This is a genomic window from Streptomyces sp., from assembly GCF_035563135.1.
Lineage (GTDB): Bacteria > Actinomycetota > Actinomycetes > Streptomycetales > Streptomycetaceae > Streptomyces.
On the sequence record NZ_DATMVN010000223.1, the window covers coordinates 1 to 14,223 of the forward strand.

A 14,223-nucleotide genomic window follows, 5' to 3' on the forward strand; every position below is an offset into this window, starting at 1 on the left:
GCCGCTGCGGTTGTGGTAGAAGTACGCCAGCGCGTCGGAGCGGAGCCCGTCGTACAGGTCACCGCGGATCGAGAACGGCTCGCTCACCTCACCGTCGACCTCCACGGTGTAGCCGTCGCCCGCCTCGGTGAGGTCACCGAAGTCGAAGGTGTGGACGCGCCGGCGTGAGCTGGGGTCCTCGCCCTGCGGGACGGTCCTGCCGGTGGCGGCCGTCGAACCGTCCCCGGCCTTCACGGTCCATGTCAGCGGCGCGTCGGCATCGGTGACCACGGTGCCGCTCTTGGGGCCGTGGGGCAGGTAACCGACCTGGTTGACGCGGACGGGCGACCCGGTGTCCGGTTCGTACACGGGCGGTTCGGCCCCGCCCCGCAGCGACACGTCGTCCAGGCAGAAGGTCGCCGCCCGCTCACCGCCGCCGAGCTGCAGCTGCACCGACGCGGCGGGCAGGTCGGCCGAGGCCGTGAACGTGCGGGTGACCTGGGTGGTCTCCGTACCCACCGGGTCCGCGGTGGCGAGCACCGTGGTGTACGGGTCGACCGCCTCCTGGACCCGGGTCTGGGCGGTCAGGGGCACGCTCGAACTGGCCGTGTAGGACAGCTCGTAGCTCTCGCCCGCCACGATCGGGATGTCGTTCTGGCCGACGATGACGTCCCAGGCGTTGGCCGTGCCGGCGGGCACCTCGGTGCACAGCCGGCCGTCCGTCACGGCCGACGGCGCGTTCGCCGTCCACCACCAGGGGGCGGTACCGGCGGCGAAGTCACCGTTGGTGATCTGCTCGGGGCCTGGTTCGGCTTCCTGGGCACCGGCCGTGCCGGGCACCGCCAGCGCTGCCGCGAACAGCAGTGCGGCGGCTGACATCCCGAACACACGTCTCCCATGCCGGGGGCGGACGCGCACGGGCCGTGCGGAGAGTGGTGAGGCATTCACCGGGAAGGCCTTTCGTCGACAGATGCGGTGGGCAGAGGAGCGGGGCGCCCCGACCCACTGATGGGAGCGCTCCCACACGCATTGTGGGGGCGGAGCCTTCATTCCGCCAGGGTCATGACAGAGAATGGCGGAATCTCCTGGAGGACCGGCTTCCGGCTCCGGCGAGGCCGCCCCGGCATTGAAGGGGAGCGCTCTCTCCAGGGGCGGGCCACGGCGTCCCGGATCGCCGACGGCCGACGGGGTCCGCGGGTCGTCGGCGGGCCGACGGGGTGCGCGAGCTGTGGGCGGACAAGGCCCGCCGGGTCTCCCGGACAGGGCCCGCACGGAGGCCGGCCGCCCCGCCTCCGGGTCCACCCCGGCCACGCCCGTGCGGCGGGTCCCGGCCCGGGAGGCACGGGACCCGCCGCACAGGGCGGTACAACGGGGCCTAGACGAACGGGATCTTCACGACCGCCGCGTCCGTGCCGGTCTGCACCTGGGACGTGCTGCTGCCCAGCGCGTTCCAGATCTCCAGGCGGACTGTTCCGCCCCGGAGGTTGCCCAGGCTTCCGGTCACCGCCGCGGTGCCCACGGCCTGGGTGTACTCCTCCCAGCCCGTGACCGGGTCGGTCGCGAAGTAGCGGAAGGTCTCGGCCCGGTCGAAGGTGCCGTCGCCGGTGAGGTCGTAACTGACCCTGACCTGCGGGGCGAGCCCCACCTTCGTCCCCGCGTCGACCCGCAGGCGGAAGGTGGTGGACGCGCCCGCCGCGAGCGTTCCGTCGACCTTCCTGACCTCGTAGACCGTCGGCCTGTACGGCGTGCCGTCCCGGTTGACGCCGTCGGCCGAGGCCAGCGTGTCGGTTCCCGCCGTGCCGTCCGTGGCGGTGGTGAGGACGCCGCCCGACTTCAGCCGGAAGGTGTTGCCGGTCGAGGGGCCCGGCTCCTCGGGATCAGGGTCGGGGTCGCCGCCGCCGGTCCCCGTGCCGGTGGCCGTCGAACGGGCCGGCACCGAGAGGGTCGCGCCGTCGGAGAAGGTGACGGTGCGGGTGGTGGAACCGTGGTTGTGGGCGCTGTACGTCCGGACGCCGTTCCTGGTGAAGACCGCCGACGTCGGGATGTCCCCGCTGACGGTCAGGTCGGGTGCGCCCAGGGTGTCGAGCGTGGTGATCCAGTGGTACGTGTGCGCCTTGGACTCACCCTGCTCCGGGGTGTAACCCGCGTGGCCCGCGTCCCACTTGGCCTTGGCCGCCGCCGGATCGGCCAGCGACTCGAACTCCCACAGGAGGTCGCGCCACTCGACGGCCGGCCCGCCGTTCTCCCGCTCCATCTCCGCGATGTTCCGCTTGATGGCGGCCTTCTCGCGGGCCAGGTGCAGCGAACCGCCGGTGACGGGCAGGACGTTGATGCCGTGGATCTCCTCCGGGTTCGCGGTCCACCAGGTGGAGTACGCGCCGCCGCTGCCCCACACCATGCCGACCGTGTCGTGCCCGAAGGAGGCCGGGAAGACCTGCTGGCCGGCGTCGAACCAGTACTGCGTGATCGCTTCCGACTCGGTGGTCAGCAGGTAGCTGCCGAGATCGCGCAGTCCGGTGTCACCCGTCGCCGAGCCCCACAGGACGAGTCCCGCGCTGAGGTTGACGGACTCCGACGAGGACTCCTGGTTGTTGCCCGCCGCGAAACCCTGGTGGCCGGAGGCCCAGCTGTGGCCCGCGTACACGTCGAAACCGCGCAGGAACGGGTACGCGGTGTCCGTGCGGCTGGGGTTGGCGGCGTCCCGCACCAGGGTCTTGACCATGGTGCCCCAGGCGGAGTCGGCGGCCCACGCCTGGTCGTACTGGGCGATGACCGCCGCCGCGTACACGTAGTAGCTGTAGTGGAAGTGGTGGTCGTTGAGCTCGGTGTCGCTGCCGTAGGAGGCCGGGTAACCGGTGAGCGTCTTCCAGTTCCTGTCGTAGCTGAACTCGGCCGCGCCGCCCGCCGTGAACCACTCCTGGAGGCGGCCCTTCATCAGGCCGAGCAGCTTGTCCCGGATACCGGTCTGCCCGATCTGGTCGGCGACGGGAACCAGCTGGGCGAGGCGGCCGAGCGCCTTGCCGGTCCAGTACGTGTCACCGGCCCCGGAGAACGGGTCGGAGGCGTTCGCCACCTCGTTGAGGTATCCGGTCAGCCTGGCCCTGTCGACCCCGCTGGACGCGGGGAGGGCGGGCAGCACGCCCTGGTTCTTCTGGCTGGTGGTGAAGGAAGCCGACTCCCGCACCTTCATGGTGCCGCGCGGGGAGACGTACGTGTACGGCGTGAGCGTGTCGGAGGTGTGCAGCCACTGGTGGCGGTACAGCGCCTGGAGCGTGCCGCGTTCGGTGCCTTCCTTGGCCTCCGTGGTCAGGCTGTAGGTCGCCCTGACCGTGCCACCGGTGGACTCCCAGGCCACCTTGGATCCGGTGACGAAGCTGAAGGCGTACTTCCGGTAGGTCGCGAGCGCGTCCGTGGACGGCAGCACGGCCAGCGAGAAGTAGTCCTTGCCCCCGAGGCCCGCGGTGATCGTGGAGCCGGAGACGGTCCAGTCGCTGCCGGTCGGGGCGAAGAGGGCGTAGTGGTGTCCGGCGACCGTGATGCCGAGGACGTTGCCGTTGTCCGCGAAGACGGCGGGGGCGCCCGCCGTGGTGATGCGGGCGTCACCGCCGGAGCCCTTGGCGTACACGAAGGGCATGCCGTGCCCGATGGTCGTGCGCAGGGTGCGGGTGCCGTCGGACCAGTAGGGGGTGACCGTCCAGTCGGACCAGGCGTCGGCCTTGGTGTCCGGGGAGTTCAGACCGCCCAGGCCGACGGTGAGGTCGGCCTTGTGCGCGTACTCGTACTGGCGGCCGTCCCCGACGATCGCGGGCGTGGTCGGGTAGCCGACCTCCAGTCCGCCGGAGGTCGCCTGGTAGGTCAGCGGGTGCCCGTACATCGGGGTGGAGTACGGGTTGTCGCCGTAACGCTGGTAGGCGAGGGAGGACCACCAGTCGTTGGTCGGGACGGGTTTGTCCTTGGCCGCCGCCGTGAGCTTGGGCGTGACGGGGGCGCCGGTGTTGGTGGTGGGGCCGGAGGTACCGGCGGGGCGGACGTCCGTATAGCTGCCGGAACCTGCGGGGATGGTGGCGGCTGCCGCCGGGGATGCGGCAGGGCCCAGGCCCACGGCGGCCAGGGCGACGGCCAGGACCGTCGCCGCTGCTGGTCTGGAGAGGGAGGCTTGCATGGGCAGCACCTCGTCATGGGGGGGGAGCGGAGCACTTTTGAGAGCGCTCTCACGTGCCATGGAACGTAAAACCTCTGAAAGGTACGTGTCAATAGCGCTGACACGGACGGACCTTGGCCTCACGCAAAGTTGCCATGCGTTCGAGTCTTGTCGGGGCAGGGCTCCCGAGAACCGCTCCGGCCACAGATTTCGAGAGCACTGCTCATGCACCGCCCATACGGCGCCTGCGCTCTCCGCTCCTGTGCGTGCCGGCCGGCCGGCACGCACAGGAACGACGTCGGCCCCCGGGACGAATCCCGGGGGCCGACGTCGTACAGGTACTACGGGTGCTGCGGGTACTGCGTGGAGCTGCTGATCCGAGGATCAGAAGTCCATGTCACCGCCCGGCATGCCGCCCGGAGCGGCCGCAGAGGCCTTCTCCGGCTTGTCGGCGATGACGGCCTCGGTGGTGAGGAAGAGCGCGGCGATGGACGCGGCGTTCTGCAGGGCGGAGCGCGTGACCTTCGCCGGGTCGATGATGCCCTCGGCGATCATGTCGACGTACTCGCCGGTCGCGGCGTTGAGGCCGTGACCGATCGGCAGGTTGCGCACCTTCTCGACGATGACGCCACCCTCAAGACCACCGTTGACGGCGATCTGCTTGAGCGGGGCCTCCAGCGCGAGCTTCACGGCGTTGGCGCCCGTGGCCTCGTCGCCGGTCAGGTCGAGCTTCTCGAAGACGGCCGAGGCCTGGAGCAGAGCCACGCCACCACCGGCGACGATGCCCTCCTCGACGGCGGCCTTGGCGTTGCGCACCGCGTCCTCGATGCGGTGCTTGCGCTCCTTGAGCTCCACCTCGGTGGCGGCGCCGGCCTTGATGACGGCCACGCCGCCGGCCAGCTTCGCGAGGCGCTCCTGGAGCTTCTCGCGGTCGTAGTCCGAGTCGGAGTTCTCGATCTCGGCGCGGATCTGCTTGACGCGGCCCTGCACCTGGTCGCTCTCGCCGCCACCGTCGACGATCGTCGTCTCGTCCTTGGTGATGACGACCTTGCGGGCGGTGCCGAGCAGGTCCAGGCCGGCGTTCTCCAGCTTGAGACCGACCTCCTCGGAGATGACGGTGCCACCGGTGAGGATGGCGATGTCGCCGAGCATGGCCTTGCGGCGGTCACCGAAGCCCGGAGCCTTGACGGCGACGGACTTGAAGGTGCCACGGATCTTGTTGACGACCAGCGTCGACAGGGCCTCGCCCTCGACGTCCTCCGCGATGATCAGCAGGGGCTTGCCCGACTGCATGACCTTCTCCAGCAGCGGAAGGAGGTCCTTCACGTTGCTGATCTTGGAGTTGACGATCAGGATGTACGGGTCGTCGAACGACGTCTCCATACGCTCCATGTCGGTGGCGAAGTACGCCGAGATGTAGCCCTTGTCGAAGCGCATACCCTCGGTGAGCTCCAGCTCCAGACCGAAGGTCTGGGACTCCTCGACGGTGATGACGCCTTCCTTGCCGACCTTGTCCATCGCCTCGGCGATCTTGGCGCCGATCTCGGTGTCGGCAGCGGAGATGGAGGCCGTCGAAGCGATCTGCTCCTTGGTCTCCACGTCCTTCGCCTGCTCCAGCAGAGCGGCGGAGACGGCCTCGACGGCCTTCTCGATGCCACGCTTCAGAGCCATCGGGTTGGCACCAGCGGCGACGTTGCGCAGGCCCTCGCGGACGAGCGCCTGAGCGAGAACGGTGGCGGTGGTCGTACCGTCGCCGGCGACGTCGTCCGTCTTCTTGGCGACCTCCTTGACCAGCTCCGCACCGATCTTCTCGTACGGGTCCTCGAGCTCGATCTCCTTGGCGATGGAAACACCATCGTTGGTGATCGTGGGCGCGCCCCACTTCTTCTCGAGGACGACGTTACGGCCCTTGGGGCCGAGGGTGACCTTGACGGCGTCGGCGAGCTGGTTCATCCCGCGCTCGAGACCGCGCCGTGCCTCCTCGTCGAACGCGATGATCTTGGCCATGTGAAGTGGTCCTCCCGGACAGGGGTGGATTTCTCCGGACCGAGTGGCGCCCGCGACGGACGGCCAGCGTGCTCAGCGGTTCCTTGCACCACTGGGCCTGCGGGCCTCACCGGCCCGGTCCAAGTTCTGTCACTCTCACCTGGAGAGTGCTAACGCCAATGATTAGCACTCGACCCCTGAGAGTGCAAGCGTCCCTCTCCGGATGTGGACGGACAGGAGGGGCGCGCGGACAGCGGAAGGGGCGCGCGGACACACGTGAGGCCCGTACCCCGGTGGGAGGTACGGGCCTCGCGTGTGTGAGTGGTGTCGTTGGCCGACCGCGCCGAACTCAGCCGACGGCGAGCTTGACCATGTCCGCCTGCGGCCCCTTCTGGCCCTGCGAGATCTCGAATTCAACTCGCTGACCCTCTTCGAGGGTGCGGTACCCGTCCATCTGGATCGCGCTGTAGTGGACGAAAACATCCGCACCACCGTCGACCGCGATGAAGCCGTACCCCTTCTCCGCGTTGAACCACTTGACGGTGCCCTGAGCCATGCCTAACTCCCCTATTACTGGCCCTTGCACGAGACCGCACTTCGCGGGCCCGGGTCAGAACTCACCCTCCGACAGGAGAGGGTGGCGTGCGCCGGAACGCGTCGACCGCGGCTGAATGTATCTGCCCAACTGCCCTCTGCAACAGGTCAATCGGACGAGAATTCTGGGCGCACGCGACCGCACGCATGGGAGGAATCCGCCATGTTCCAGGGCAAGTCGGGCCCGGCAAAGGCCACTTATGCCGCAAGAAGTGCACGTACTTTGGCTGCTTCTTGTCACGGCCGGGCGCATTCACATATGCGGGCGGCATGGGCAGCGGCGGGGACTTCCCCAACTCTACCGCGCTCAACCATGCAGAATGACCCCTTCCGTTTCTCTCGCGGAGGGGGTCATCGTGGTCACGCTGTGGATTCGGGCAGCCAGCCGGCCCGCCGCCCGCGCCCGTGCGGCGCTCAGCCTCCGGCGACGGCCGGGATGATCGAGACGCCGGCGCCGTCCGGGGTCGCCGCGTCCAGTCCGCCCTCGAAGCGCACGTCGTCGTCGTTGACGTACACGTTGACGAAGCGGCGCAGCTTGCCCTGGTCGTCCAGCACGCGGGCGCCGATGCCCGGGTGGTTCTGCTCCAGGGACGCGATGACCTCGGAGAGGGTCGCGCCCTCGGCCGGGACCTCGGCCTGGCCGCCCGTGTAGGTGCGGAGGATGGTGGGGATACGGACCTTGACGCTCATGTGGGTGCCTTCCTTCGGTCTCGGGTGGTCAGTTGGCGGCGGCGAGGCCCGCGTCGCGGAACGCGTCCAGGCTGGGCCGGATCGTCGCCGACAGGCCGGTCGTGGGAGCGACGGCGTCGAGCGTCTTCAGCCCGTCGCCGGTGTTCAGGACGACGGTGGTCAGGGCCGGGTCGAGCAGGCCCGCGTCGATCAGCTTCTTCGTCACACCGACCGTCACCCCGCCCGCGGTCTCCGCGAAGATGCCCTCGGTGCGGGCCAGCAGCTTGATCGCGTCGACGATCTGCGCGTCGTCGACGTCCTCCACGGCACCGCCGGTGCGCCGGGCGATGTCCAGGACGTACGGACCGTCGGCCGGGTTCCCGATCGCCAGGGACTTGGCGATGGTGTTCGGCTTCTGCGGGCGCACCACGTCGTGGCCGGCCTTGAAGGCGGTGGAGACCGGGGAGCAGCCCTCGGCCTGGGCGCCGAAGATCTTGTACGGCTTGTCCTCGACGAGGCCGAGCTTGATCAGCTCCTGCAACCCCTTGTCGATCTTCGTGAGCTGCGAGCCGGACGCGATCGGGATGACGAGCTGGTCGGGCAACCGCCAGCCCAGCTGCTCGCAGATCTCGTAGGCCAGGGTCTTGGAGCCCTCGCCGTAGTACGGCCGCAGGTTGACGTTGACGAAGCCCCAGCCCTCACCGAGCGGGTCGCCGATGAGCTCCGAGCAGAAGCGGTTGACGTCGTCGTAATTGCCCTCGATGCCGACCAGCTCGCCGCCGTACACCGCGGCCATGACGACCTTGCCCTGCTCCAGGTCGTGCGGGATGAACACGCAGGAGCGGAAGCCGGCGCGGGCGGCGGCGGCACCCACCGCACCGGCGAGGTTGCCGGTGGAGGAGCAGGAGAGGGTGGTGAATCCGAAGGCGCGGGCGGCCTCGACGGCGATGGCGACGACACGGTCCTTGAAGGAGTGCGTCGGGTTGCCGGAGTCGTCCTTGACGTACAGACCGCCGGTCACGCCCAGCTCGCGGGCGAGGTTGTCGGCCTTGACCAGCTTGGTGAAACCGGGGTTGATGTTGGGCTTGTCCGCGACGTCGGAGGGGACCGGCAGCAGCGGCGCGTAGCGCCAGATGTTGTCCGGGCCCTCGGCGATGCGCTTCTTCAGCTCTTCGGGGGAGCCGCTCGGCAGGTCGTACGCCACTTCGAGCGGCCCGAAACAGGACGCGCAGGCGAAGATGGGGCCGAGTTCGAAACGCTCGCCGCATTCGCGGCAGGAAAGCGCCGCGGCGGGACCGAGGTCCACGGCGGAAGAATTGGTGTTCGCTGCAACTGTCTGCACGGCCATGATGGCGGAGGCCCTTTCTCCTCATCTTCCTTGCGACGTATTTCGCCGCAAGACGGAATTGGCACCTTCCCCACCGTGACCTCGCGGTCGGCAGGAGGGTTGCCGGGACTTCAACGGGCCGTTCCCTCAGTCCCTCTGGATGAGCGCTGTGGCACCGGACCACGGGTCCGGGCATTTGTCCGCGGACCCACCCCGACGTGCGAGGCTCGTCCGCGTTGCTCAGACTGTAACCGACACATCGGACGTCGGAACCAGTCGTCCGTACCGCGAGATGGATCACACCCAGGGAGAACCGACCGTGCTGGAAGAGATGGAACGCTGGTTGAGCAGGCGTTCCTGGTCGGCCGCCGATCGCCCGCTGGACCGGCTCGTGGCCGCCAGGACGCTGGACCCGCACCGCACGACCGTGAGCGTCGTGCTGCCCGCACTGAACGAGGAAGCGACCGTCGGAGCGATCGTCGAGACGATCCGGCACGAGCTCATGGAGCGCGTCCCCCTGGTGGACGAGCTCGTGGTGATCGACTCGGGCTCCACCGACCGCACCTCCGCCGTCGCCCGCGAGGCGGGCGCCCGCGTCGTGCACCGGGACGAGATCCTGCCGCGCATACCCACCGTCCCCGGCAAGGGCGAAGTGCTCTGGCGGTCACTCATGGTGACCAGCGGAGAGATCGTCTGCTTCGTCGACGCCGACCTCAAGGACTTCTCCCCGGACTTCGTCTCCGGCACCGTCGGCCCGCTGCTCACCGAACCCGACGTGCACTTCGTCAAGGCGATGTACGACCGGCCGCTCCACGGATCCGCAGGTCAGGGCGGCCGGGTCACCGAGCTGATGGCCCGCCCCCTGCTCAACCTGCACTGGCCGCAGCTGGCCGGCTTCGTCCAGCCGCTCGGCGGGGAGTACGCGGTACGGCGCTCCCTGCTGGAACAGCTTCCCTTCCCGGTCGGTTACGGAGTGGAGCTGGGCCTGCTCGTCGACGCCCTGAACACCGTGGGGCTCGACGCCCTGGCGCAGGTCGACGTCGGTGTGCGCAAACACCGCCACCAGGACGGCCAGGCGCTGGGCAGGATGGCGGCGACGATCTACCGCACGGCGCAGCTGCGCCTCTCCCGGGCCGCCATCGTGCGGCCCGAGATCACCCAGTTCGAGCGGGGCGAGAACGGTTTCGTACCGCACACGTACGCCGTCGACACCGAGGAGCGTCCGCCGATGCTGGAGATCACGGAGTACGTGGACCGCCGCGCGGCCTGATCTCCCACGTTTGGCACCCTCCGGATCGGGCTAGGTTCCGCTCATGGTCTCCGAGCACGCCGCCCAGGTTCTCGTCGCGTCCAACCGCGGCCCCGTGTCGTACGCACTGCGGGAGGACGGAACGCTCGATTCGAAACGGGGCGGGGGCGGGCTCGTGTCCGGCCTCAGCGCCGTCGACGACAAGCTGTGGGTGTGCGCCGCCCTCAGCGACGGGGACCGCGAGGCGGTCCGGCGCGGGGTGTCCGAACCGGGTGTCCGGATGCTCGACATCGACGCAGGGGTCCATGCGGACGCGTACAACGGCATCGCGAACTCGGTGCTGTGGTTCGTCCACCACATGATCTACCAGACGCCGCTGGAGCCCGTCTTCGACGCGGAGTTCCGCCGGCAGTGGGCCTCCTACGAGGCGTACAACCGGGCCTTCGCCGAGGCGCTCGCCCAGGAGGCGGCCGAGGGTGCCGCCGTCCTGGTGCAGGACTACCACCTCTCCCTGGTCCCCGGCATGCTGCGCGAGCTCCGTCCCGACCTGCGGATCGGGCACTTCTCGCACACCCCCTGGGCCCCCGTCGACTACTTCCGGCTGCTGCCCGACGACATCGGTGAGCAGCTGCTCAAGGGCATCCTGGGCGCCGACCGCGCCGCGTTCCTGACCCGCCGCTGGGCGGACGCCTTCATCGGCTGCTGCACGGAGGTCCTGGGCGGCACCGGCCGCACCCGGATCGGGGTGCACGGGCTGGGCGCGGACGCCGACTTCCTGCGCCGCCGCTCCCGCGAGGCGGATGTGGACGACCGCATGGAGATCCTGCGGGAGCAGGTGGGCGCGGACCGGCGCACGATCGTGCGGGTGGACCGCACGGAGCTCTCCAAGAACATCGTCCGTGGACTGCACGCCTACCGGGCGCTGCTGGAGCAGCGTCCCGAATGGCGTGAGCGCGTGGTGCACGTCGCCTTCGCCTACCCCTCGCGCCAGGACCTCGCGGTCTACCGCGACTACACGGCGGAGGTCCAGCGGGTCGCCGACGCCATCAACGCGGAGTACGGCACCGAGGGCTGGACCCCGGTCCTGCTGCACGTCGACGACGACTTCGCCCGCTCCCTGGCGGCGTACCGGCTGGCGGACGTGGCCCTGGTCAACCCGATCCGCGACGGCATGAACCTGGTCGCCAAGGAGGTCCCGGTCGTCTCGGACAACGGCTGCGCGCTGGTGCTCTCCCGGGAGGCGGGGGCGTACGAGGAGCTGGGCGAGGACGCGATCGTGGTCAACCCGTACGACGTGTCGGCCACGGCGGCGGCGCTGCACGAGGCGCTCACGATGGAGCCCGACGAGCGGAGCGCCCGCACGAAGCACCTGGCCGCCGCCGCGACCGCGCTGCCGCCGCAGCAGTGGTTCCTGGACCAGCTGGACGCGCTGCGGGACGGGGACGTCAGCCCCGGGTGAGCTGCCGGGCCAGGCCCCCGAGCAGCTCGGCCACCGCTGCCGGGCCCGGCAGCAGCAGGTCGGCGCGCTCGGCGAGGGCGGGGACCCCGGTGCCGCTGCACACCAGCAGACCGGCGGCGCCCTGGGTGCGGAGCTTGTCCACGGCGGCGTACGCGGCGAGGTCGCCGAGGTCGTCGCCGGCGTACAGCACCGTCTCGGCGCCGACCTCCTTCACGTATTCCTCCAGCGCCACACCCTTGTCCATGCCCGACGGGCGCAGCTCCAGGACCAGGCGGCCCGGTTCGACGATCAGGCCGTGCCGGGCGGCGAGGCCGGCCAGCGGGGCGCGCAGGGCCTCGAAGGCGGCCTGCGGGTCGGCGGCGCGGCGGGTGTGCACGGCGACCGCGCGGTCCCCCTTCTCCTCGACCCAGATTCCGCTGCCCGTGCCCGCCGCCTCCAGCACTGCGGGGAGCTCGGCCCGGACGGCTGCCACACCGGGGTCCGGGGCGGGGGCGCGCACGGTGGCGGTGGCGGCGTCCCAGCGTTCGGCTCCGTAGTGGCCGAGGACGACGAGGTGGTCCAGGCCGGGCGCTCCGGCGAAGCCGCCGTAGCGGACGGCGGTGCCGGCCGGGCGGCCGGTGATCACGGCGACGGCGGCGACCAGCGGCGCGAGCGCGGAGAGGGCCGGGACGACGCCGGGGTGGGCGCGGGACTGTTCCGGGTCCGGGACGATGTCGGCGAGGGTGCCGTCGAAATCCAGCGCGACGACCGCCCGGGAGGGGCGGGCGAGGAGTGCGGCGAGGCCTTCGCGGCCGGCCTGGGTGGACGGGGTCGGGAGAGGGTGTGCCAGGGTGCCCATGGTCCGAGCGTATCGGTGACCGGGCGGGCGGCGGAGCCCGCGCCGCGCCCGTCCGCGGCGGTCACCCCGAGGCCAGCTGCTCCGCTATCTCCTGGATCCAGGCGGCGGTCCTCGCCGGGTCGTTGAGGGACTCGGCCCATGCTTCCGGCTCCAGCTTGTGCTTGGCGGGGCCGGATTTGAGAGCGATGAGCAGCGCCCTGGCCGACTCCCGCATCTCGTCCGTCGTGCCGCCGCTCCCGGAGATGTCGGGACCCGCCGCCAGGGCGTAGATCTCGCGCGCCATGGCCTGGCGTTCGCCCTTCGACACCTTCTTCCAGAACTTCAGGGCGTGCTTCAGCGACTCCTTGCGGGACTTCTCCTCCAGGGTCTCGCCCTCCGGCGCCCAGCGCCCGGGGTGGCGGGCCTCCTCGTAGCGCTTCGTGGCGGCGCGGAGCGCCTTGTACATGGTGACGCCGAGGACGAGGCCGGCCCCGGCCCCGGCGAGGCCCCATCCGACCGGGTTGCTCGCCAGCCCGGCCGTTCCCGCCGCGACCGCCGTCACGACGCCGGCCGCGGCCTTGGTGGACTCGCCCCCGCCGCTGACCGTCTCCTTGCCCATCTTGGTGAGCTGCTTCTTCTTCGCGTACTCCTGCGCCGTGCGCAGCTTCTCCACGTCCCTCTCGGCGCGCTGGAGGCTCTCGGCGGCGTCACGGGCTTCACCCATCGCCTCCCAGGCGGCGTCGATGGCCTCGGAGACGAGCTCCAGCCGTCCCTCGCCCTCCTGCTTCCAGTAGGCGTCCAGCGCGACGTACGCCTCCGCCGCGGCCCAGTCGGCCTGCTCCCGCGACTCGTTCAGCCGGGCCAGTGACCCCGCGTGGACGAGGTGGGGATCTCCCAGCTCCTTGATCTGCTTGTACTTGCGGGCCGCTCCCCCGACGCGGAAGGCGGACCGCATGCCCTTGACCGCGCCGACGGAAGCGCTGGCGATACCGCTCGCCTCGGACGCCACCGCGGCGTCCGCCGCCTTCTGGAGCTTGGTCACCTCCTTGGCGATGGCGGCGCTGTAGCTTCCCGAACCGGCGGCGCCGACGACCGCGTCGGCCCCCTTGGTCCTGGCCTTCTTCTTCGCCGTGTGGTGACCGGCCCCGGTCTCCTGCTTCTTGGCGTCCTTCATGTTCTTGTACGCGTCCATGCCGCTGACCACGGTGCCGGCGGCCTCCGTGAGGAGGTTCCCCGACGCCGCGGAGGTCCCCGAGGCGGCGGCGGAGTGCTTGAGGCCCTCGTTGGCCGCGACGGCGGCCTGCTGGGTGAAGGCCGCGTTGGTGGGGGTCTGGAAACCCTTGATGAAGGTGTCGATGGGTTCGAGGTTCTTCTTGAACCTGTCGAGGAGTCCGGCGATCCGGTCGCGATAGTTCTTCTTCGCTCCGGCGGACGCGCCGCCGTTCTCCGCCGCCCCTCCTCCCCCGGTGTCCCGGGCGCGCTGTACCGCCGTGGTCACGGCCCGGTTGCCGGCGCGGGACTGCATGTCGAGAAGGGCGTGCTCCGGCGGGCGTGCGGGCGTGCTCCCGGCCCGGCTCCCCTCCCGGCGCTGCCGGGCCGGCACCAGGGCGGCTGCGGACCGCTGGGGCGAGGTGCGGTGGACCGGAGTGCTCATGGGCGTACTGCCTCTCCTGTGACGGACCGGGCGTCGGGAGAGTAGCCAGGCACGGCCAACAGAAGGGGTGCGGCGGGGAAATTCTGCGAGTGGCGCGGAACGCGCCGCCGCGGCTCGCTCCCCTGCGCCTCAGCGGCGGCCGCGCCTCGCCTCGCGGACCCGGCGCAGGCGGTTCACCGTGACCGGGTCCTCCTCCAGGGCGCGGCGGTCGTCCAGGAGCGCGTTGAGCAGCTGGTAATAGCGGACCGGCGAGATGCCCAGCTCCTCCCGGACCGCCCGTTCCTTCGCACCCGGACCCGGCCAGGAACGCCGCTCCAGAGCAAGCACGGCACGTTCCTGGCCGGTGAG

Annotated in this window: 11 protein-coding genes and 1 riboswitch; of the genes, 2 read left to right on the plus strand and 9 right to left on the minus strand. The window is 70.6% G+C overall.

What is annotated here, in order from left to right; genetic code table 11:
• The 6 genes from VN520_RS09905 to thrC all read right to left on the minus strand — a co-directional run.
• Positions 1 to 858: cellulase N-terminal Ig-like domain-containing protein (locus VN520_RS09905; RefSeq protein ID WP_325746495.1), on the minus strand; the 858-nt coding region annotated here is incomplete at its 3' end.
• A gap of 496 nt (positions 859 to 1,354) precedes the next feature.
• Positions 1,355 to 4,141: a glycosyl hydrolase gene (locus VN520_RS09910; RefSeq protein WP_325746496.1), complete on the minus strand. Its 2,787-nt coding sequence runs from the start codon at positions 4,139 to 4,141 to the stop codon at positions 1,355 to 1,357.
• A 363-nt stretch (positions 4,142 to 4,504) separates the two neighbouring features.
• Entirely contained in the window at positions 4,505 to 6,127 is a 1,623-nt protein-coding gene (gene groL, locus VN520_RS09915; RefSeq protein WP_307125650.1) for a chaperonin GroEL, read from the minus strand.
• A 328-nt stretch (positions 6,128 to 6,455) separates the two neighbouring features.
• Positions 6,456 to 6,662, minus strand: a complete 207-nt coding sequence (locus tag VN520_RS09920; RefSeq protein WP_003967346.1) for a cold-shock protein — start codon at positions 6,660 to 6,662, stop codon at positions 6,456 to 6,458.
• Positions 6,663 to 7,114: 452 nt separating this feature from the next.
• Positions 7,115 to 7,390, minus strand: a complete 276-nt coding sequence (locus tag VN520_RS09925; RefSeq protein WP_145804483.1) for a MoaD/ThiS family protein — start codon at positions 7,388 to 7,390, stop codon at positions 7,115 to 7,117.
• A gap of 28 nt (positions 7,391 to 7,418) precedes the next feature.
• Positions 7,419 to 8,717 carry a threonine synthase gene (thrC, locus tag VN520_RS09930; RefSeq protein ID WP_325746497.1) on the minus strand — a complete coding sequence of 433 codons (1,299 nt, stop codon included), beginning with the start codon at positions 8,715 to 8,717 and terminating at the stop codon, positions 7,419 to 7,421.
• Positions 8,718 to 8,735: 18 nt separating this feature from the next.
• Positions 8,736 to 8,863, minus strand: a riboswitch (SAM riboswitch).
• A gap of 152 nt (positions 8,864 to 9,015) precedes the next feature.
• Between thrC and VN520_RS09935 the strand changes: the two genes are divergently transcribed.
• Both VN520_RS09935 and VN520_RS09940 read left to right on the plus strand, forming a co-directional pair.
• On the plus strand, positions 9,016 to 9,966 hold the full coding sequence (locus VN520_RS09935; protein WP_325746502.1) for a glucosyl-3-phosphoglycerate synthase: 951 nt from the start codon (positions 9,016 to 9,018) through the stop codon (positions 9,964 to 9,966).
• Between the two features lie 43 nt (positions 9,967 to 10,009).
• Positions 10,010 to 11,404 carry a trehalose-6-phosphate synthase gene (locus VN520_RS09940; RefSeq protein WP_325746498.1) on the plus strand — a complete coding sequence of 465 codons (1,395 nt, stop codon included), beginning with the start codon at positions 10,010 to 10,012 and terminating at the stop codon, positions 11,402 to 11,404.
• On the opposite strand, the gene otsB is transcribed toward VN520_RS09940, so the two are convergent.
• The 3 genes from otsB to VN520_RS09955 all read right to left on the minus strand — a co-directional run.
• Positions 11,391 to 12,242: a trehalose-phosphatase gene (gene otsB, locus VN520_RS09945; protein WP_325746499.1), complete on the minus strand. Its 852-nt coding sequence runs from the start codon at positions 12,240 to 12,242 to the stop codon at positions 11,391 to 11,393. The two genes, VN520_RS09940 and otsB, sit on opposite strands and share 14 nt — an antisense overlap.
• Positions 12,243 to 12,303: 61 nt before the next feature.
• Entirely contained in the window at positions 12,304 to 13,875 is a 1,572-nt protein-coding gene (locus VN520_RS09950) for a hypothetical protein (protein WP_325746500.1), read from the minus strand.
• A 129-nt stretch (positions 13,876 to 14,004) separates the two neighbouring features.
• A partial coding sequence (locus VN520_RS09955; RefSeq protein ID WP_325746501.1) for a DUF3263 domain-containing protein occupies positions 14,005 to 14,223 on the minus strand: 219 nt, incomplete at its 5' end.

Bases quoted from the DNA above. Each gene is read 5' to 3' on its own strand.
- VN520_RS09910 (WP_325746496.1), bottom strand. From the start codon at position 4,141: ATGCAAGCCTCCCTCTCCAGACCAGCAGCGGCGACGGTCCTGGCCGTC.
- groL (WP_307125650.1), bottom strand. From the start codon at position 6,127: ATGGCCAAGATCATCGCGTTCGACGAGGAGGCACGGCGCGGTCTCGAG.
- VN520_RS09920 (WP_003967346.1), bottom strand. From the start codon at position 6,662: ATGGCTCAGGGCACCGTCAAGTGGTTCAACGCGGAGAAGGGGTACGGC.
- VN520_RS09925 (WP_145804483.1), bottom strand. From the start codon at position 7,390: ATGAGCGTCAAGGTCCGTATCCCCACCATCCTCCGCACCTACACGGGC.
- thrC (WP_325746497.1), bottom strand. From the start codon at position 8,717: ATGGCCGTGCAGACAGTTGCAGCGAACACCAATTCTTCCGCCGTGGAC.
- VN520_RS09940 (WP_325746498.1), top strand. From the start codon at position 10,010: ATGGTCTCCGAGCACGCCGCCCAGGTTCTCGTCGCGTCCAACCGCGGC.
- otsB (WP_325746499.1), bottom strand. From the start codon at position 12,242: ATGGGCACCCTGGCACACCCTCTCCCGACCCCGTCCACCCAGGCCGGC.
- VN520_RS09950 (WP_325746500.1), bottom strand. From the start codon at position 13,875: ATGAGCACTCCGGTCCACCGCACCTCGCCCCAGCGGTCCGCAGCCGCC.